Here is an 18,835-nt window from a genome sequence, read left to right as displayed (position 1 = left end):
CCCTCATCGGCGGGCGGCCCTGTTTCCAACTTGGAACCGTGTCGGCCCATTCGCGAGCAAGCCCGCTCCCACAGGGGATTTGTGGAGGACACAAGTCCACTGTGGGAGCGGGCTTGCTCGCGAAGAGGCCAGCACCGTCACAGCACTTTCTGAACTGAAATAAGGCAAACCGCATGTCCTCACGTATCGCCAGCAAGCCGTCGGCCATACCCACCGTGCAAGCCGCCACCCCGGCGCGGCTGATCCCCGCCCTGCTGTTGTGCCTCTCCGGCGCTGCCGCGCTGGTCTATCAGGTGCTGTGGATCAAGCAGCTGTCGCTGGTGGTCGGCGTCGAGGTCTATGCCATCACTGCCGGCATCAGCGCGTTTTTTGCCGGGCTGGCCATCGGCGGCTGGCTGTTCGGGCGTTGGGCCGATCGCTTGCAGCAACCGGTGTTACTCTATGCCGGGCTGGAAGTGCTGGTGGCGATACTCGGTGTTGGCGCGACGGTTGCGATGAGCCTGGCGGCGAGCCCGTTTGCCTGGCTACAAGGCCATGTCGGCATTCTCGCCTGGTTATTGCCGTTCACGCTGGTGGGGATTCCGGCGGTGTTGATGGGCGGCACGCTTCCGGTACTGGTGCGCTCGCTGGCGGCTGACCCGGGCAAGGCCGGCGGTCAGCTGTATGCGGCCAACACCCTCGGCGCGATTGTTGGCACCCTGCTCGCCGCGTTCGTGCTCATTGCCACCCTCGGTGTGCGTGGCAGTGCGTTGTTTGCGGCGATGCTCAATCTGCTGGCCGCAGCGGGTGCGCTGTGGTTGCAGCGTCAGGTTCCGACGCCGATTACGGCTGCGGTCAAACATCACACCGAGAAAGCTGCGGACCATACCGCACTGTGGCTGTACTCCATCGCCGGCGGCGTGGCGCTGGGTTATGAAGTGGTCTGGTCGCAGTCGATCGTGCAGTTCATGAGCACCCGCACCTACGCGTTTGCCGTGGTGCTCGCCACTTATCTGACCGGGCTGTTCATCGGCAGCGCTCTGCTCGCCCGTCGCGTCGAGCGCATCCGTGATCCCTGGGGCGTGTTCGGTCTGTTGATTGCCGGTGCCGGGCTGATCGCCTTGCTGGAAATCGCCCTGCTCGGTCGCTGGCTGGTGTTGGCCCAGAGTCATGCCGAGAGCTGGGTGCTGGCCTTGGGCGCCAGCGAGCTGGCCGGCATGAGCGCACGTTTTGCAGTGGCGGCACTGAGCATCGTATTCGTGCCGACGCTGTTGCTCGGCGCGGCGTTTCCGCTGGCGCTGCGCTTGAGTGTGGGGCGTGAGCGCGTCGGTCGCGACGTCGGTGCCGTGGTCGCGTTCAATACCCTGGGCGGCATCGTCGGGGTGATGCTCTGCGGTTTTCTACTGATCCCGCTGTTGGGGCTGGTGCGCACGCTGGGCTTGCTGGCGGTGATCGCTGCCAGCATCGGCTACGTGGCCGTACGCAAGGGCCACCACGTCAAGAAAGGTCGGCGTCAAGCCGTGGTCGCGCTAGGGCTGGTGTCGGTCGCACTTGCGCTGCTGACCCCGGTGGACAAACTCGCGAGCCTGCTGCCCGGGGCGCGCAACGGCACGCTGGCGTTCTACGAAGAAGGCCGTGGCGGCACCGTGGCCGTGGTCGCTCAGGGTCGTGGTGAAAACACGTTCCACCGTTTGTACATTCAGGGCGTGTCCAATACCGGCGATGCCATGCCATCGCTGCGCTACATGCGCATCCAGGCGCTGCTGCCACTGCTGATCCACAATGGCGAGCCGCGTTCGACGCTGGTGATCGGTTTCGGCACCGGGATCACTGCCGGCGCCATGCTGCGCTATCCGGGGCTGGAACATCGGGTGGTCGCCGAGCTGCTGCCATCGGTGGTCAGGGCAGCACCCCTGTTCAAAGGCAACTTCAACGCCGCCAGCGATCCCGGCGTCGATGTGCGCTTGCGCGATGGCCGTCAGGAACTGCTGCGCAGCCCGCAAACCTACGACCTGATCACCCTCGAACCGCCCCCGCCGTCGGCGGCCGGTGTGGTCAATCTGTACTCGCGGGACTTCTATCAGTTGGCCGCCAGTCGGTTGCAGCAGCAAGGGATCGTCGCGCAATGGCTACCGTTGCCGACCCAGAATATCGATGACTCGCGCTCATTGGTGCGCAGCTTCCTCGACGTGTTCCCGTATGCCTCGCTGTGGACCAGCGAGTTCCACGAGATGCTGCTGGTCGGTTCGCTGCAGCCGATGGAACTGGACGCGACGAAAATCACCGAGCGCTTCCAGCAGGCCAGCGTACGCAGCGCTTTGCAGGATGTCGGGATTGGCTCGGCGCCAGCGTTGCTCGCGACCTGGGTCACCGACCGCGCAGGCCTTGAGCGCTTCGCGGCAAACGCCCCGGCGGTGACTGACGATCAGCCCCGGATCGAGTACGCGCCGTGGGTGCGCAGCAAGGAAATTACCCGGGTGCTGCCGGCGCTGCTGGATTTGTATGTGCCGCCGCCGCTGGTGAATGCCGATACCGGGTTCACTGAGCGAATGGAGACCCACCGCCAGCGTCTGATGCAGTTCTACCGCGCGAGCCTGCATGCGTATGACGGGGATCGGGATGCCTGGGGGCGGGATATGCGTGACGTGATGCGTTGGGATGGCGGCAACCCGTACTTCCGTTGGTTTACCGGGCAGTAATGGGGTGCCTGAAAGACCGCTTTCGCGAGCAAGCCCGCTCCCACAGGGGATCTACAGTGGACACAGGCTGAGTGTCCGGCGCAGATCTCAAGGTGGGAGCGGGCTTGCTCGCGAATGGGCCCACGCCTCGCTGGATTATTTGGAGCTGGCCTTGAGCTTCAGGTACATCTGATGCATGTCATTCGCCCAGCCATCAATCACCGGTTTGACGTCGGTGGCCTTCATCGCCTGGGTGTCATTTTCCAGTGGTTTGCCAGTGCCTTTGCGCACCACTTGCGCCACGACCTTGTTGTTGCCGCCATCGAGGAACACCGCTTCGGTGGCCAGGGTGGTTTCCTGATCGCGGATACCGCTGGCGGTGCTGACTGCTGCCGCCACCAGGGCGACCGGGATCACTTCATACGCGTGCAGGCCTTCGGTCTTGCTGCTCACGGCGGTAATCGCCGCGCGCACCACAATCACGCCTGGGCCGGGGCCGTTCGCCAATGGCAGATCCTTGCTGATTTCACGCTTGAGGGCTTGATCGTAGTAGGAGGTGATGCCGTTGAGGGTCTGCTGGGAAATCTTCGCGGTCGGCTGCGGCTTTGGATAGAGCTGGGTCGGTTCGACGTACACGCTGGTGAACTTGCTGATGTCGACCTTCGGATCAATCCAGCGCATCACTTCTGCACCGGAAGGCGATTTGGCCTCCCTGAGCTGGCTGTAGTCCTTGAGAAAGCCGGAATACTCATCGGGAGCGACGGTTTTGCTGGAGCAGCCCACCACGCCGAGAGTGGCAATGCAGAGGGTGCCCATCATTACTGCTAGCTTCATGCTGTAACTCCTGTCAGAAGGCCTGAATATATTGCGTAGGGAGGAGTTACAGGTATAGCTAAAACCCCGGCGATTGCGATTGAAAAACCACAAAATTCACACAGCACCGGGCACTGCTTCACAAGCGTCAATTGACAGATGCCGGGCATCCGGCAAAGCTGCACCGAGCTTGAACGCACGCCAGCAGGCAAATGCACCTGGACCACGGAAGTCTTAATGCCCAAGCATAAAAATAAAGTCGTACAGCCTGATCCTGATTCGTCCCGACCGTCCCTTTCACGTTATCTGTTCCCCATCACCATCGGCGTGCTGCTGGCGGCAGTGGCGGGCATTGGCTGGTTTCTGTTCAGTCCCGCGCCCGCGCCGCAGAAGCCGCCGCTGATCAGCGCACCTGCAGCCGCCGCACCGGTTGCCAGCAAACCGCAGTCGCTGGCGCAGAAGCCCGCGACCATGGTCGATGAGCAACAATGCCAGGGCTGTCACACCGAGCAGGTCAAGGACTGGCAAGGCTCGCATCACCAATTGGCGATGCAGGCAGCGAATGCCGAAACCGTGCTCGGCGACTTCAACATCGTCAGCTTCAAGGCCGAAAACGAGACCACCCGGTTCTCGCGCAAGGGCGACGAATTCTGGGTCAATACGCCGGGCATCGATGGCCAGAGCGCTGACTTCAAAGTCGCCTACACCTTCGGCATCGCCCCGTTGCAGCAATACCTGATCGAGGTCGGCGAAGGCCGTTTGCAGGCGCTTGGCGTGGCGTGGGATACCGAGAAACACCGCTGGTTTCACCTCTACCCCGGCCAGGGCGTGAACTTCAAGAATCCACTGCACTGGAGCAAACCCAGCCAGAACGCCAACTTCATGTGCGTCGAGTGCCACACCACAGGCTTCAAGCGCAATTTCGATGCGGCCAGCAACACCTTCAACAGCCAATGGAACAGCCTCGGCGTCGGCTGTCAGGCTTGCCACGGTCCGGCGTCGAATCACCTGGAGTGGACGCAGAAAAAAGACGACCTGATCCACAAGGGTTTTGCCGTCGACCTCAAGGACAAGAACGCCACCGTCGAAATCGAGACCTGTGCCCGCTGCCACGCGCGCCGTGCGCCATTGGGCGATGGCTACACCGTCGGCAAACGGCTGATGGACGACTACCTGCCGAGCACCCTCACCCGCGAACTGTATGCACTGGACGGCAAGATCAAAGATGAAGTGTTCGAGCACGGCTCGTTTCTGCAGAGCAAGATGTTCGACAAGGGCGTGCGTTGCAGCAATTGCCATAACCCGCACAGTACCGAACTCAAGGCACCGGGCAACGCGGTGTGTCTGCAATGCCACAACACCGCTGGCAAGACTTCGGTCGCAGGCGTCGACGGCAAGGGCCTGCAAGCGAAAAACTACGATTCCATCGAACACACCCGCCACACCATGGGCCAGCCCGGCTCGCAGTGCGTGGATTGCCACATGCCCGGCAAGTTTTATATGGGCAACGACTTCCGCCATGACCACAGCTTCAGCATTCCCGACCCGGAGCGCGCGCAGAAACTCGGTACGCCGGACGCTTGCCTGAGCTGTCACCAGGGCAAGGCCGGCGACAAGGTCACCGCGCAGTTCAAGTTGTGGAAGGCTTCCGCGACTGCAGCGCAGGCGCCACGTTATGACGAAAGTTTGTGGCTGATCCGCAACGGCCAGCCGGGCGCGGCGGACGCTTTGCATGAGCAATTACAGCGCAGCAATCTGCCGGCGATTCAACGGGCGACGTTGCTGGCCGAACTGCCGCTTTACCCAAGCGATCAATCCCTGAAGCTGGCGACGCAGGACCTGAAAAATCCAGCGCCGCAGGTACGCGAAAGTGCGGTGCGGGCGATCAGTGCCTTCCTGCCGTCCGCGGAGCGCGCAGCGTTGCTGACGCCGATGCTCAATGATCCGGTGAAAGCCGTGCGCATTGTCGCGGCGCGGGATCTGCTCGGCGTTGCGCGCAACAACGGCCTCGGCGCCGCGCAGGACAATTGGGACGCGGCGATTGCCGAGTATGAGGCGGTGCAGAAAAGTCTCGCAGAACGGGCCGAGGCCAACCTGAACCTGGCGATGTTGTATCAAGCCAGTGGCCGCGCTGCCGAGGTCGAAGGATTGCTGCGCACGGCACTCAAGCGCGATCCGGACTTCTACCCGGCGCTGGTGACGCTGGTGCAATGGCTGGAGGCCAATGGTCGCGGTCAGGAAGCCCAGACCCTGCTGGACAACAGCCTCAAGGCGCACCCGGAGGCAGCGCTGTTGCAACACACCCGTGGCCTGTCATTGATCCGCGCCGGCAAGACCGCCGAAGCCATGAGCGCCCTGCACAAAGCCGCGCAACTGGAGCCGCAGAACGCGCAGTACGGTTATGTGCTGGCGGTAGCGTTGCACGACAGTGGCAAGGTAACCGAGGCGTGTGACGAGCTGGAGCGTTTGCTCAAGGCGCAACCGGCGAACCGCAATGCGCGGCTGTCACTGATCCAGTACTACCTGGAGAACGGCCAGGAGCCGAAGGCGCAGGTGCTGTTGCAGGGGTGGAAGAAGATGAACATGGGTGATCCGGCGCTGAAGTGACCGGTAAGGAATGACGCGGATCCCTTGTGGGAGCGGGCTTGCTCGCGAATGCATTCCCTCAGCCAACATCAAGGGTGACTGATGTACCGCATTCGCGAGCAAGCCCGCTCCCACAGGGTCAGTGATTGGACTCAAACACTGAGTGTTACCAGGAAGACGTCGCCCCACTCTTCAACGCCATCTCGCGCCGGCTGTTGGCGCGCATCGCCTTGATCAGCGACACCGAACCCACCAGCAGAATCGCCGCGCCGAACAGGAAGTCGATGTTGTACAGCTGGAAGTCCTGCACCGGCCCCACCAGCAGCACCCGCACCACGGCAATCGCCACCAGCGTCGCGAGGAAGTCGATCCCCGGCTCATCGCGATAGAACACGTGTAGCAACGGCAGGCACAGCACCAGCAGCAACAACAGCACCACGACCTTGAACGAGCCTTTGCGCTCGACGCTGAACGCGCATTCGTGCGGGCCGTAGGCCTTGTAGTCCTCGTCGCGAATCATCGAGTTTTTCTCGTTGATGTACTCGACGCGGTTGTACTTCTGGATCGGCGTGAAGGTGTTGGACAGGTCCATCAGCGTGGTGATGTTCTTGAAGCGCAGGTCGATGCGCTCGCTGCCCTTGAGATAATACAGCACCGGCTTGTAGCCGTAGCGATAGGTGTCGAACGGAAAGTCGGTGACCTGGCCCTGCACGCCGATCGGGCGAGGTTCAAGCTCGGCGTAGGCGCTTTTGGTCGGTGAGGCGAGGTTGCGGCTCAGCGGCTGGACCTTGACCTGTTCGAGGAAGATCGGCGTGACGCCGTACGACCACTGCAACGGTTCCAGGCGCAGACGCAGTTCGTTGCGGCCCAGATCGTAGCGGTTGAAGGTGCGTTCGGAGACCACCAGCGAGCCACTGAGCATGAACTCGCCGCGCAGGTTGTTGGTGACGCGCAAGGTCAATTGATCCTTGCCCAACAGCGCCGCTTCGGTGGACGGCGGCGCGCCGCACCACGCGGTGCTTTCACCGGCGCCGCCCAACTGGCCGTCGCGGTTTTCCTTGAAAACATAGAAGTAACTGGCCCACAGCGTCAGCATCAACAGCAACGCCGTGAGGCCCAAAATTTTTTTGCCCGCACTCACTACCCAGACTCCCTTCTTCGTTCCGTCGTCCAGCCGAAAACCCGCTGGCGACGGGGACTCTACCAAAAGGCCAGCATCGACCCAAGGAAAAATCCGGGAATGCTGCGGGATGTAAGGGTTTCCCTTGCATGTCACCGCAAAACACCTGTGGCGAGGGAGCTTGCTCCCGCTGGGTGGCGAAGCCGCCCCAAACCAGACAACGCGATTTATCTGACGGATCGCATCATGCCTGTTTGGGAGTGCTGCGCACTCCAGCGGGAGCAAGCTCCCTCGCCACAGAGTCTTCAGCGTCTACGGAACAAGGGGCGAGGTTCTATGACCGAGCGGCCATACAGCACGCTCATCCCCGCCAAGCCCTTGAGCGCATCTTCGGCCGATTTGTCCTCGCGCACCGCAAAGCTGTCGAACCCGCACTGACGCATATGGCTGAGCTGATCGCGCAACACATCGCCAATCGCCCGCAACTCGCCGGCCCAGCCAAACCGGCTGCGCAGCAGATACGCCTGACTGTAGGCGCGACCGTCGCGAAAGCTCGGGAAGTCCAGGGCAATCAACGGCAACGAGGCCAGCCACGGCACCACGCTTTCGACCTCGTCATCCGGCCCCAGCCACACCGCGTGGGTCGAGGGCGATTGCAGCCAGTGCGCCAGCGGCAGGATCAGCAACCCCGCAGGCCTGCCCTGCTCCGGCTCGCGAACCAGCGTCCACGGATCATCCTCGATCAGCCGCGCAACACCTTGTTCCAAGCGCAGCAAATTGTTCATGCCGACACCTCCAGCACTTTCGGGTAAACCCGTTCCTTGAACGGCTCCAGGCCAATGCGCGCCACGGTGTCGACAAACAATTCCTCGCTTTCGCGGTAACGCACAAAAGTGCCGATGATCCGTTCGATCACCTGCGGCACTTCGGTTGCGCTGAACGACGGGCCGATGACTTTGCCCAGTGAGCTGTTTTTGCCTTGCGCGCCGCCGAGGGTAATCTGGTACCACTCGCTGCCGTTTTTATCGACACCCAGAATGCCGATATTGCCGATGTGGTGATGGCCGCAGGCGTTCATGCAACCGGAGATGTTCAGGCTGATGTCGCCCAGATCGTGCAGGTAATCGAGGTTGTCGAAACGCGCCTGAATCGCCTGGGCAATCGGGATCGACTTGGCGTTGGCCAGCGCGCAGAAATCGCCGCCCGGGCAGGCAATGATGTCGGTCAGCAGGCCAACGTTGGCGCTGCCCAGATTGCGCTCGCAGGCAAGCTGCCAGAGTTCGTACAGGTCAGACTTTCGTACATCGGGCAGGACGATGTTCTGCTCGTGGGCAATGCGAATCTCGCCAAAACCGAAACGCTCCGACCAGTCGGCCACCGCCAGCATCTGCAACCCGGTGACATCACCCGGCGGCGCGGACGGCCCCGGTTTGGTCGACAGCACCACGCTGGTGTAACCAGGTTTCTTGTGCGGCTGCACGTTGCGCGCGACCCAACGGGCGAACGCCGGGCTTTCGGCCAGACGCGTGCCGAAGTCCAGATCGGTGTCGGCCAGGGTGTGATAGATCGGCGGCACGAACGCTCGGGCGACCCGCTCATACTCGGCCTCGGTCAACTGCGCAGGGCCGTCCTTGAGGTGCTGCCACTCCTCTTCGACTTCCTTGGCGAACGCCTCGATGCCGAGCGCCTTGACCAGAATCTTGATCCGCGCCTTGTATTTGTTGTCGCGCCGGCCATGCCGGTTGTAGACCCGCAGTACCGCCTCGACGTAGGACAGCAGATGCTGCCACGGCAAACCGTCGCGGATCTGCAAACCCAGAATCGGCGTGCGCCCCAACCCGCCACCGACGATCACCCGCAGGAGCATTTGCCCGTCGCGCCCCGGATAAAGATACAGGCCGATGTCATGCATCATGATCGCCGCACGATCCTGCTTCGCCGAGCAGATGGCGATCTTGAACTTGCGTGGCAGAAACAGGAATTCCGGGTTGATCGTCGACCATTGGCGGAGGATTTCTGCCAGTGGGCGCGGGTCGATCATTTCGTCCGCCGCGACCCCGGCGAAGGCTTCAGTGGTGATGTTGCGCACGCAGTTGCCGGAGGTCTGGATCGCATGCATGTTGACCTGTGCCAGGCGCTCGAGGATGTCCGGTACCTGCGCCAGTTCGATCCAGTTGAATTGCAGGTTCTGCCGTGTGGTGAAGTGGCCGTAACCGCGATCGTAATCGGCGGCGATGCTCGCCAGCGTGCGCATCTGTTCGGCACTCAGGGTCCCGTAGGGAATCGCTACCCGCAGCATGTACGCGTGCTTCTGCAGGTACAGGCCGTTTTGCAGGCGCAGCGGCAGGAACTCTTCCTCGCTCAACTCTCCGGCCATGAAGCGCTCGACCTGATCGCGAAACTGCGCAACGCGCTCGAACACCAGTGCGCGGTCGTAATCGTCGTATTGATACATGCAGCAGCCACCTCATCAGGTTTGAACACAAATTCAAAACTGTGGGAGCGGGCTTGCTCGCGAAAGCGGTGTGTCAGGCAACTGACTTGTTGACTGACACACCGCTTTCGCGAGCAAGCCCGCTCCCACAGGATTTTCCCCTGACTATGGACGAGCAGCGCAGCACGCAATAGATTCACCTGAAACGATAAAAACCGTATCAGGGCGCGGCAGATGGCCGCAGGCAGCACTTCAATCTGATCCGTACAAATGAAATATTCCTGAGCCTGTTTTGTTTCCTGTGCTGTTCCTACAGTGCAGCTCGTGCCAGACCGGGTGGCCTGGCAAGACTTTGCAACCGTGGAAGAACTGACCATGAGCACAGCAACAATCGGACAGGCTTATAACTACAAGGTCGTCCGCCAATTCGTTATCGCGACGGTTTTCTGGGGTGTCGTGGGCATGGCGATGGGGGTATTGATCGCCTCGCAACTGGTGTGGCCGGACATGAACCTCGACCTGCCCTGGACCACCTTCGGCCGCTTGCGGCCACTGCACACCAGCCTGGTGATTTTCGGGTTTGCCGGCAGCGCGCAATTCGCCGCCAGTTACTACGCGGTGCAGCGCACCTGCCAGGTGCGGCTGTATTCGGACAAGCTCGCGGCCTTCACTTTCTGGGGCTGGCAATCGGTGATCGTGATCATGCTGATCACCCTGCCAATGGGCTACACCACCACCAAGGAATACGCCGAGATCGAATTCTCCGGCGCGGTGTGGATGGCGGTGGTCTGGGTCGCGTATGCCATCGTGTTTTTCACTACGGTGGTGCAGCGCAAGACCAAACACATCTACGTCGGCAACTGGTTCTTCGGTGCGTTCATTCTGGTGATCGCCATGCTGCACGTAGTCAATCACCTGTCGATCCCGGTGGACTGGTTCAAATCCTATCCGGTGTATTCCGGCGCCACCGATGCCATGGTGCAGTGGTGGTACGGGCATAACGCGGTGGGTTTCTTCCTGACCACCGGGTTCCTCGGGATGATGTATTACTTCGTGCCGAAACAGGTCAACCGCCCGGTGTATTCGTACCGGTTGTCGATCGTACATTTCTGGGCGCTGATCACCCTGTACATCTGGGCCGGCCCGCACCATTTGCACTACACCGCGCTGCCGGACTGGGCGCAGTCGCTGGGCATGGCAATGTCACTGATCCTGCTGGCGCCGAGCTGGGGCGGGATGATCAACGGCATGATGACCTTGTCCGGTGCCTGGCATAAGTTGCGCACCGACCCGATTCTGCGGTTCCTGGTGCTGTCGCTGGCCTTCTACGGCATGTCGACTTTCGAAGGCCCGATGATGGCGATCAAGACCGTCAACGCCCTGTCCCACTACACCGACTGGACCATCGGCCACGTTCACGCCGGGGCCTTGGGCTGGGTGGCGATGATCACCTTTGGCGCGACTTATCACATGGTGCCGAAAGTCTTTGGCCGCGAGCAGATGTACAGCACGCCGCTGATCAACCTGCACTTCTGGCTGGCGACCATCGGCACGGTGTTGTACATCGCCTCGATGTGGGTCAACGGCATCACTCAGGGCCTGATGTGGCGGGCGATCAACGAGGACGGCACGCTGACCTACTCCTTCGTCGAAGCACTGCAGGCCAGTCATCCGGGGTTCATCGTGCGCTTTGCCGGCGGGGTGTTCTTCCTCAGCGGCATGCTGCTGATGGCCTATAACGTCTGGCGCACGGTGCGGGTTGCCGACGTGTCGCTGGCGCGCAGCCAGGCACAGATCGCCTGAGGCAAGGAGCCGACGATGTTCGACATTTTCTTGAATGTGCTGGGCGTGGTGTTTCTGTGGCTGGCGGTGGAGTACTGCCTGCGCCACCAGACGGAGGAAAGCCTCGACGATGCGAGCATGGTGCCGTTTGCCGATGATCCGGAGGTGGCACGGCGAGTGGAGCTGGCGACGGGGAAACCCGTGAAGGCGGTGGCACCGGAAGAGGCGAAACCGGGCTGGGTCAACCTCGAGATGTAGGATCGACCTCAATCCACTGTGGGAGCGGGCTTGCTCGCGAAAGCGGTATGTCAGTCACCATCAATGTTGAATGGGCTGCCGCCTTCGCGAGCAAGCCCGCTCCCACAATGGGAAATGGGTGAAGCCCTGATATCAGCTGCGATCGCGCGGAATCAGGCTCTGCAGCTGCTGCGCCAGAAAGTCCGCATCAAACACAAACGTGTCCGGATCCTTCAGGCCATTGGTCTTGCGCCATTGCCACTCGCCACTGGGCAAACCCACCAGCGAAATGCTGCCATAGCGCGCCGCCGTCAGCCCCATCACCGCCAGGGAAATCTGCCCGGCACTGCCCATCACGTCCGGCACGAACTCCACCGGTTTGCCGGCGATCACGATGCTGAGTTTTTCCGTCTTGAAGGTCGAGGTTTCCACCGGTGTGCTCGGGCCGAACGCGACGTAAGCCTCGCGGCTCACCTCCAGCAGATTCGGTGCCTGTACCGGCTCCAGCCATTGCTGGATATGGCCGAACAGTTCGGTGATGCGGCTGGCCCACGCCTGGGACTGCGTTTCGAACAGTTGCTTCTTGTGTGCTTCACTCTCGGCATAGTGACGAAGCATTTCGCCCAGTTGTTGTACGTCGTTCATCGGTACGTTCCTCGGGGAGAGCCTGCGATAGTCGATAGTGACAGATCGACGCGCCGGCGTACGTTAAACCTCGGGCGTCGGCACCGTGACACTTGGCAAAAGGATCAACGGTACAGTTGCTTTGTACTGGCATACGCCCCTGAACCGATGGACACTCGGCCCGGGCCCGACTTTTTCGCTACGGGCCATCGTTCGAGGAATTTCAATGCGCACTATCGGGCTGATCGGCGGCATGAGCTGGGAATCCAGCGCTGAATATTATCGTCTCATCAATCAACAGGTCCGCGACCGCCTCGGCCCGCTACGCTCGGCGCAAATCCTGATGTACAGCGTCGACTTCGGCCCGGTCGAACAGGCCCAGCACGCCGGGCGCTGGGACGCTGCGGCGGCGATTCTGGTGGATGCTGCACGCAGGCTCGAGGCCGGCGGCGCCGAATGCGTGGTGCTGTGTACCAACACCATGCACAAGGTCGCGGCGCAGATTCAGGCGGCTATCAGCATTCCGTTCCTGCACATTGCCGAACCGGCGGCGCAGGCGGCATTGGATATAGAGGCGCACACGGTCGGCCTGCTCGGCACGGCGTTCACCATGGAACAGGACTTTCTCAAGCAGCGCCTGATTGCGCAGGGTTTGACGGTACTGGTGCCGGACGACGCCGAGCGCAAGGACGTGCACCGGATCATTTATGACGAACTGTGCGTCGGGGTGATCAGCGACGAGTCGCGCCAGATCTATCAACGGGTGATCGAAGCGCTGACCGCGCGCGGCGCTCAGGCGATCATCCTCGGCTGCACGGAAATCGGCCTGCTGCTCAAACCCGAACACAGCGCCCTGCCCCTGCTCGACACCACCGAGCTGCATGCGCAGTCGGCGGTGGCGTTCGCCTTGGACGATTGACTCCACAGAACTTTTTGGCTTATCGACGACGCAGACGGGCCATGCTCAGGGTGTCGACCCATTGCCCGTCTCGCACGGCGTAGTCACGGAACAGGCCTTCGTTCTCGAAACCGAACTTGCGATACAGGGCGATGGCCGCCTCGTTGTCGGCGTACACCGAGAGTTCGACCCGGTGCAGGTTCATCCAGTTGTCGGCGATGTCCAGCGCCGCCGCCAGCAGTTTCGACCCGACACCCTTGCCCTGCCACGCCACAGCGACGGCCATGCCGACACTGCCGGCGTGCGCGCGGCGAATCCGCGAATAGTTTTCCAGCCCGAGATGACCGACCACCGCGCCCTGGTGCAGCGCCACCAGTTTGACCATCCGCTCGTTCTCCGCCAGCAGCCGTTGACGCCAGATATCGGTGGACTGAAACGGCATCTGCAACACCTGCCGGGTCACGGCCGGATCGTTGTACAGCGCGGTAACGGCCTCGATGTGGGATTCGTTGAAGCGTTCGAGGGTGATAGCGGGGTTGTGGTCGGGCATGGCAGATCCTTCCTGGATCGATGTGTGGCTGATCACTCTAAACTGCCGGTTATCAATTTGGCGAGGTTTCAAACTGTGGGAGCGGGCTTGCTCGCGAAAGCGGTGTGCCAGGTGTCGCGGATATTGAATGTGCTGACGCCTTCGCGAGCAAGCCCGCTCCCACAGGGGATTGGGGGTGTTGGATGGATTGGCTCAGGTCTGGAACCACTCCTGGCGCTCATCGAAGGTGTGCTGGATCAGCTCGACCAGGGTTTGCACCTCGGCGACGTTCAGGGATTCAGCATTCACCGCCAGCCACGCCTGTAGCTGCATCGGCTCATCAAACAGCCCCGGCAACGCCACCAGCCCCCGGTCGAAACGACTCATGTACGCCGGCAATAAACCAATGCAAGCGCTGCAACGGATCATTTCCAGCATCAGTTCATAAGACTGCATCTGCACCACGCCCGCCAGACGCTGTTCGACCAACTCATTCCACGGCCGGAAACTGTCGATCTGCCGGTCGTGTTGCCATTGCACCAGCATGAAATCGCTGAGATCTTCGGCACTCTCCGGGCGTGCGGTGACGCGGGAATAGCGTTTGGCGATGTGCGGCAGGTAATCCAGACGCGCCAGGGCCTGCGGCTGACTGGTGGCGAAGGTCGGGCCGGGGCTGGGGGTTTCGCCGTGAGCCAGCCACAGCACCACGTCGGCGCTGACTGCGCGCAAGGCCAACTCGCTGTCCAGCGCAATGATCTCGAGGCGCACGCTGGCATTGCGGCGCAGCAACGCGATCAGGTCGCGACCGAGAATGTCATGCAGGATCGATTCGGCAACCGCCAGGCGGATCAACGGTTGCTCGACCACCGGCAGTTTGCGCTCGTGGGCCAGCGCGACCAGTTGCGCCTGCAGCTGCTGGCCTTCACGGGTCAGGCTCAGGGCGCTGCCCTGAAAGCTGAACAGCGAGTGCTGCAGTTCCTGCTCGAGCTGCGCCAGTTGTTTGCGCAGCAGAGTCGAACGCACGTTGAGACTGCGCGCCGCCTGCATGAAGCAGCCACAGCGGGCACTGACCAGAAAGTATTGCGCGACGTCGGCATCGATGGTCGCGGCTTGCGCCAGCCATGGCTCGCGCTCGCCCTGTGCCCAGCGATAGTCGGGGCTACCCTGTCGTCCTGCGGGTTCGGTGAATGACATCGATGACTCCCTGTCGATCTTTGTATTTTGGAAAACGCCACGGTTCTAATGTGGGAGCGGGCTTGCTCGCGAAGGGGCCATGCCAGCCAACTTGTTTGTTGAATGACCCACCGCTTTCGCGAGCAAGCCCGCTCCCACCCGGATCTGCGGAGAATCACGATCAGTGCTTCTCTTCCAGGACCTTGTTCAGCTCAGCCCCATCAATACTCAACGTCGCGGTATTGAGCATCCCGTCCAGATACGCCTGGGCAATCTGCTCCTGACGTTGCGCACGCAAGGCCTGGGTCAGTTGATCGCGCAGTTCGTCGAGGGTCGCGGTACGTGCCGGTTGCTGTTCGGTGAGTTTGATCACATGGAAACCCGCCGCGCTCTGCACCGGCTCGGACACCGCACCAACCTTCAACTTCGCCACCGCACCCCGCACCTCCGGCACCAGTTGCTGCAACGGTTGCAGCCCGCTATCACCGCCCCGCTCGGCGGTCAGGCGATCCTGCGAATACTGGGTCGCCAGCGCGGCAAAATCCCCCGGCGCGCCTTGGGCTTTCTTGCTCAGCTCAGACGCCTGTTTGCGCACGTTTTCCAGACTCTGGGCATCTGGCACCGCGAGGAAAATCTGGCTGACCCGATACAGCGCCGGAGTCTGCCAGTTGGCCTTGCCGGCGTCATACGCCTGCTGCAACTCGGCCGTACTCGGATAGTCCGCCGGGACTGTACTGACCGAGCGCAGGTAATCGCGAAAGACGATCTGCTCGGTGGCCGCGCGGGTTTGCCGCACCACGTCCGGACGCTGCGCCCAGCCCTGAGCGTCGGCCTGCTCCAGCACGGCTTTCTCCGCTAACCGCGCACGAATCCAGCGCTCCAGCGCTTCACGGTTGCCGCGCAATTGCTCACGAGTCGCCGGCGGGACGGTCGCCAGCAACGCCTGCAACTCCTGCGGCGTCACTTGCTGATTGCCCAACCGCGCCACCGCAGGCCCCGCTGCAACCGCCGCCAACGGCGACGATTGCTGGGCGGCAACCGGGTCAGTGCCCGGTCGCAGCACCAGCGCCACGGCTACCACCAACAGCGCCACTGCCCCGGCGCCGATCACCATGGCAGGCTTTTTCACAGCGCGACTTCCTCTTGCTCAGCGGTGGCGACTTTTGCCGTCGAAGCTTGTGCGGCCTGGCTGAAATCACGCAGGTAGACGATGAACTCCTGCAACAGGCGATCCCACAATTCCAGATTGCCGCGCAGGTGATCGTGGCTCACACCGGCCGCCAGCACCACGTCCATTTCCATCACCAGAAACTCGCCCTGCAACGACAACCGCGCAAAACGCCGGGTGGCGTTCCACTGTTCGGCCACGCCCTGTGGCAACTCACCTTGCACCCGCAGCGCACAGCTGAAAGTGAAATCGACGTAGCTGCCCTGCTCCACCGCCGGGTTGCCGAAACGCACGGCATAGCCGATGCCCTGACTGGCGCTGAGCAACTGCACGATGCCGTTCTGTTCGGTCTGGTTGACGCGATAACCGGCCGCTTGCAGGACTTCGGTCAGGGATTGTGGGGACACATGGCTGATCAATTGGGTCATGACTTCTTCCTTGTTGGTAAATCAGTGTGCGAGCGCGGCTTGCGGCGCGTCGAATTGAGTCTTGTACAGCTCGTCACCGAACCCCTGGGCCAGCTCATCGAACTTGACCCGGGCACTGCCCGCAAAGGGCTGGCGGATCTTCATCACCTCGGCCACATCGATGTTTTCGTAGGCGCTGAGGATCTGCTTGGCGACGCCATACATCTGCTGATTCTTGACTGAACATTGCTGCACTTGTGTGTCACGTTCAGCCAATTGCGCCTGAAGCTTAGACCGTTCTGCCTCTTTGGCACGGGCCATGACCAACAACTCGTCGTAGGCTTTCTTGAACTTGCCGACCTGTTCGCTGCTGGCGGCGATTTGCGCCTGCGCCTGGCTGTGCAGGTTCTGCTGCTGGCCGGCCAACTGCTCGGCCACGCCTTTGGCCTTGGCCAGTTCGGCGGTCAATTGCTTGATCTGCGCCTGCGCAGCCTTGGCCTCGTTCTGCGCCGCCAATTGCGCGGCGCTGGCCTGGGCCTGCTGGCTCTGCAGGGCCTGCAACTGCTGGGTGGTGCTGCGCAACTGGGTGCGCAGACGTTCCTCCATGCCTTCGGCGTGCGCGCCTTGTGCGATGAAAAAACTCAGCCCCAACAGAAAAACTCGTGCGTGCATGACCGTACTCCCGGCGCCTTAGAAGCGCGTGTTGATCTCAAGCTGCAAGACGTCGATGTCGAACGGCGCGCCGTACACCGCCTCGGTGCTCAGCCAGCGGCCAGTGGCGTAGACGTTCTTCGCCAGACCGTAATTGCCGCCGAGGAAGTAGCCCTTGGCGTTGGTGCCGCCGAGGTGGAACGAGGAATCGTTGAAGCCGTCAGGCAAGGCATCTGGCTGGATGTACTTGTAGCCGGCGAACAGGTTCCAGTCGCCCTGCTTCTTCAGGTCCAGCGCGTTGCCGAGGGTGAACTGCACCATCCACGCATTGGCGCCGCTTTCGATGTCGCCGCTGCTGTTGAGGTTGTTGACGATCTGCCCCTCGGAGCGTTTGCGCATGTCGCCTTCGTCGTATCCGAGGTTGTGAATGTAGTTGCCCTGGCTGCGCAATTTGAAGTCTTGCGGCAGGTCGGCGTCCCACACCAGGTTCAGGTCGAGCAGGTTGAACTCCGATGCCAGGCCGACGAATTGCGGCTGCGGCGTGGTGGTAGGGTTGGCCGGGTTCGGCGTGATGTCGCGCAGCAGGAATACGCTGTTGCCCTTCTGCATGAACGCCGCACGGGTGCCATCGGTGTCGCAGCCCGGGGCGCCGGCCCACGGTTCGCAAGGGCTGGAGCGTTGGCCTTGAATGTCGTCGAAACGGTAATAGGCCAACGCACCCTTGAGGCGGTTATTGCTGTTGATCGCCCACTTGGCGCCGATCTGCGCGCCGTACAGCCACTTGTTGTCGCTTTCTTCCTTGTCGAAACCGTTGCTGGTGGTGGTGTCGTTGGTGTAATCCACCGGGAACGCACCAACGGTGCCGAACACGCCCCAGTCGCGGTTGAGCTTGTGGTCGAATATCGCCGCCACGCCGTCGAAATTCAGGTCGTTGGAATACAGCATGTCGGTGGACATGAACGGGTTGGCGAAGCGCCCGCCGGTCAGGGTCAGCTCATCGGTGGGTTTCCAGTTCAGGTAACCCTGATCGAGCCAGATGTCCTTCTTGGCAAAACCGCCGCCGAGGGTCTGGGTGGTCGACACCGGGTTGTTGTCCGAGCCGGTGCCGATGCGGATGCCGGCGGTCCACTCCGGCGAGATCACCGCTTTCATGCCCAACCGCGCACGCAGGCGGAACAGGTTGCTGCGGTCTTCACGGGTGTTGAGCAGCGGCGGCAGGCTGGTGCTGCTGTTGGGGTTCACGTCGTACGGGCCGTTGTTGTTGAGCTTGGCGAAGTCGACGATTTCGTTGCTGTTGCTGCCCGAGTAGTAGCGCGATTCGTCGCGCAGGCGGATGTCACCATCGAAGCTGATACGCGAAGCCCAGTCCGGGAAGGTGTTGGGCGCCGCCCAGTTTTCCTGCTTGGCGGTGGCCATGACCTCGGCCTTGACCTGATCGCGGATCTGGTCGCGCACCGCGGCCGGTACGTACTGCACGCGCACATCGCCCGGCGCTGCGACCGGACCTGCCGCCACCGCAGTCGATGCCGCTGCCTGCCTGGCCTGGGCAGCTTCGTTCTGCGCCTGGGCGATCAGCGCGTCGGCCTTGTCCTGTTTCAAAATGCCCTGCTCGACCAGCAAGCGGATCAGATTGATCGTGGCGTTCTCCGAGGGCGCAGGCGCTGCCGCGGCCTGACCGACCAGGGTCGCGATGACCATGCCGACCGCCAGGGACAATCGATTCACGTTGGAAATCATCTGCACACAACTCCTTTTG

16 protein-coding genes and 1 pseudogene are annotated in these 18,835 nt (G+C 61.9%); 5 read left to right on the top strand and 12 right to left on the bottom strand.

The features are described 5' to 3' along the window. Positions 1-173: 173 nt before the first annotated feature. A complete protein-coding gene (locus V9L13_RS05545) occupies positions 174-2,678 on the top strand; it encodes a fused MFS/spermidine synthase (RefSeq protein WP_338801777.1) in 2,505 nt (834 codons plus the stop codon). 135 nt (positions 2,679-2,813) lie between these two features. Here the strand turns inward: V9L13_RS05545 and V9L13_RS05540 are convergent, their stop codons facing one another. Then, entirely contained in the window at positions 2,814-3,491 is a 678-nt protein-coding gene (locus V9L13_RS05540; RefSeq protein ID WP_338801776.1) for a DUF3313 domain-containing protein, read from the bottom strand. 216 nt (positions 3,492-3,707) lie between these two features. Between V9L13_RS05540 and V9L13_RS05535 the strand changes: the two genes are divergently transcribed. Next, entirely contained in the window at positions 3,708-6,077 is a 2,370-nt protein-coding gene (locus V9L13_RS05535; protein WP_338801775.1) for a tetratricopeptide repeat protein, read from the top strand. 145 nt (positions 6,078-6,222) lie between these two features. Here the strand turns inward: V9L13_RS05535 and V9L13_RS05530 are convergent, their stop codons facing one another. The 4 genes and pseudogenes from V9L13_RS05530 to V9L13_RS05515 form a co-directional block, all read right to left on the bottom strand. After that, positions 6,223-7,197, bottom strand: coding sequence for a hypothetical protein (locus V9L13_RS05530; protein ID WP_226501365.1), 975 nt, complete (start codon positions 7,195-7,197; stop codon positions 6,223-6,225). Between the two features lie 284 nt (positions 7,198-7,481). After that, positions 7,482-7,961, bottom strand: coding sequence for a DUF934 domain-containing protein (locus V9L13_RS05525; protein WP_338801773.1), 480 nt, complete (start codon positions 7,959-7,961; stop codon positions 7,482-7,484). Further along, entirely contained in the window at positions 7,958-9,631 is a 1,674-nt protein-coding gene (locus V9L13_RS05520) for a nitrite/sulfite reductase (RefSeq protein WP_338801772.1), read from the bottom strand. Before V9L13_RS05520 ends, V9L13_RS05525 begins: the two co-directional genes overlap by 4 nt. 39 nt (positions 9,632-9,670) lie before the next feature. After that, positions 9,671-9,760: pseudogene (locus V9L13_RS05515) on the bottom strand (metal ABC transporter ATP-binding protein); the annotation flags it as partial. A gap of 225 nt (positions 9,761-9,985) precedes the next feature. Between V9L13_RS05515 and ccoN the strand changes: the two are divergent. After that, positions 9,986-11,413 (top strand): cytochrome-c oxidase, cbb3-type subunit I, encoded by a 1,428-nt coding sequence (ccoN, locus tag V9L13_RS05510; RefSeq protein WP_262142636.1) that lies wholly within the window; start codon positions 9,986-9,988, stop codon positions 11,411-11,413. Positions 11,414-11,428: 15 nt separating this feature from the next. Continuing rightward, positions 11,429-11,650 carry a cbb3-type cytochrome c oxidase subunit 3 gene (locus V9L13_RS05505; RefSeq protein WP_338801771.1) on the top strand — a complete coding sequence of 74 codons (222 nt, stop codon included), beginning with the start codon at positions 11,429-11,431 and terminating at the stop codon, positions 11,648-11,650. A gap of 132 nt (positions 11,651-11,782) precedes the next feature. Here the strand turns inward: V9L13_RS05505 and V9L13_RS05500 are convergent, their stop codons facing one another. After that, positions 11,783-12,274 (bottom strand): hypothetical protein, encoded by a 492-nt coding sequence (locus tag V9L13_RS05500; RefSeq protein ID WP_103485599.1) that lies wholly within the window; start codon positions 12,272-12,274, stop codon positions 11,783-11,785. 205 nt (positions 12,275-12,479) lie between these two features. Between V9L13_RS05500 and V9L13_RS05495 the strand changes: the two genes are divergently transcribed. Beyond that, the gene (locus V9L13_RS05495) at positions 12,480-13,172 is read left to right on the top strand and encodes an aspartate/glutamate racemase family protein (RefSeq protein ID WP_338801770.1); all 693 of its coding nucleotides are present in this window, start codon (positions 12,480-12,482) and stop codon (positions 13,170-13,172) included. 19 nt (positions 13,173-13,191) lie between these two features. Here the strand turns inward: V9L13_RS05495 and V9L13_RS05490 are convergent, their stop codons facing one another. From V9L13_RS05490 to V9L13_RS05465, 6 genes are all read right to left on the bottom strand, one after another. Continuing rightward, positions 13,192-13,701 carry a GNAT family N-acetyltransferase gene (locus V9L13_RS05490; RefSeq protein ID WP_338801769.1) on the bottom strand — a complete coding sequence of 170 codons (510 nt, stop codon included), beginning with the start codon at positions 13,699-13,701 and terminating at the stop codon, positions 13,192-13,194. Positions 13,702-13,893: 192 nt separating this feature from the next. Further along, entirely contained in the window at positions 13,894-14,874 is a 981-nt protein-coding gene (locus V9L13_RS05485; protein WP_338801768.1) for a LysR family transcriptional regulator, read from the bottom strand. A gap of 160 nt (positions 14,875-15,034) precedes the next feature. Next, a complete protein-coding gene (locus V9L13_RS05480; RefSeq protein ID WP_338801767.1) occupies positions 15,035-15,982 on the bottom strand; it encodes a peptidylprolyl isomerase in 948 nt (315 codons plus the stop codon). Further along, positions 15,979-16,449 carry a YbjN domain-containing protein gene (locus tag V9L13_RS05475; RefSeq protein ID WP_003224470.1) on the bottom strand — a complete coding sequence of 157 codons (471 nt, stop codon included), beginning with the start codon at positions 16,447-16,449 and terminating at the stop codon, positions 15,979-15,981. Before V9L13_RS05475 ends, V9L13_RS05480 begins: the two co-directional genes overlap by 4 nt. A 21-nt stretch (positions 16,450-16,470) precedes the next feature. After that, positions 16,471-17,100: a DNA repair protein gene (locus V9L13_RS05470; RefSeq protein ID WP_338801766.1), complete on the bottom strand. Its 630-nt coding sequence runs from the start codon at positions 17,098-17,100 to the stop codon at positions 16,471-16,473. Between the two features lie 18 nt (positions 17,101-17,118). Further along, positions 17,119-18,816, bottom strand: coding sequence for a putative porin (locus V9L13_RS05465; protein WP_338801765.1), 1,698 nt, complete (start codon positions 18,814-18,816; stop codon positions 17,119-17,121). Between the last annotated feature and the right edge of the window lie 19 nt (positions 18,817-18,835).

The organism is Pseudomonas sp. RSB 5.4 (genome assembly GCF_037126175.1).
Classification (GTDB): Bacteria; Pseudomonadota; Gammaproteobacteria; order Pseudomonadales; family Pseudomonadaceae; genus Aquipseudomonas; species Aquipseudomonas fluorescens_H.
This window is presented reverse-complemented; position numbering and strand designations above follow the sequence as displayed.

Excerpts from the sequence above, each read along its gene's own strand:
- V9L13_RS05545 (WP_338801777.1), top strand. The coding sequence starts at position 174 with ATGTCCTCACGTATCGCCAGCAAGCCGTCGGCCATACCCACCGTGCAA.
- V9L13_RS05540 (WP_338801776.1), bottom strand. The coding sequence starts at position 3,491 with ATGAAGCTAGCAGTAATGATGGGCACCCTCTGCATTGCCACTCTCGGC.
- V9L13_RS05535 (WP_338801775.1), top strand. The coding sequence starts at position 3,708 with ATGCCCAAGCATAAAAATAAAGTCGTACAGCCTGATCCTGATTCGTCC.
- V9L13_RS05525 (WP_338801773.1), bottom strand. The coding sequence starts at position 7,961 with ATGAACAATTTGCTGCGCTTGGAACAAGGTGTTGCGCGGCTGATCGAG.
- V9L13_RS05520 (WP_338801772.1), bottom strand. The coding sequence starts at position 9,631 with ATGTATCAATACGACGATTACGACCGCGCACTGGTGTTCGAGCGCGTT.
- ccoN (WP_262142636.1), top strand. The coding sequence starts at position 9,986 with ATGAGCACAGCAACAATCGGACAGGCTTATAACTACAAGGTCGTCCGC.
- V9L13_RS05505 (WP_338801771.1), top strand. The coding sequence starts at position 11,429 with ATGTTCGACATTTTCTTGAATGTGCTGGGCGTGGTGTTTCTGTGGCTG.
- V9L13_RS05500 (WP_103485599.1), bottom strand. The coding sequence starts at position 12,274 with ATGAACGACGTACAACAACTGGGCGAAATGCTTCGTCACTATGCCGAG.
- V9L13_RS05495 (WP_338801770.1), top strand. The coding sequence starts at position 12,480 with ATGCGCACTATCGGGCTGATCGGCGGCATGAGCTGGGAATCCAGCGCT.
- V9L13_RS05490 (WP_338801769.1), bottom strand. The coding sequence starts at position 13,701 with ATGCCCGACCACAACCCCGCTATCACCCTCGAACGCTTCAACGAATCC.
- V9L13_RS05485 (WP_338801768.1), bottom strand. The coding sequence starts at position 14,874 with ATGTCATTCACCGAACCCGCAGGACGACAGGGTAGCCCCGACTATCGC.
- V9L13_RS05475 (WP_003224470.1), bottom strand. The coding sequence starts at position 16,449 with ATGACCCAATTGATCAGCCATGTGTCCCCACAATCCCTGACCGAAGTC.
- V9L13_RS05470 (WP_338801766.1), bottom strand. The coding sequence starts at position 17,100 with ATGCACGCACGAGTTTTTCTGTTGGGGCTGAGTTTTTTCATCGCACAA.
- V9L13_RS05465 (WP_338801765.1), bottom strand. The coding sequence starts at position 18,816 with ATGATTTCCAACGTGAATCGATTGTCCCTGGCGGTCGGCATGGTCATC.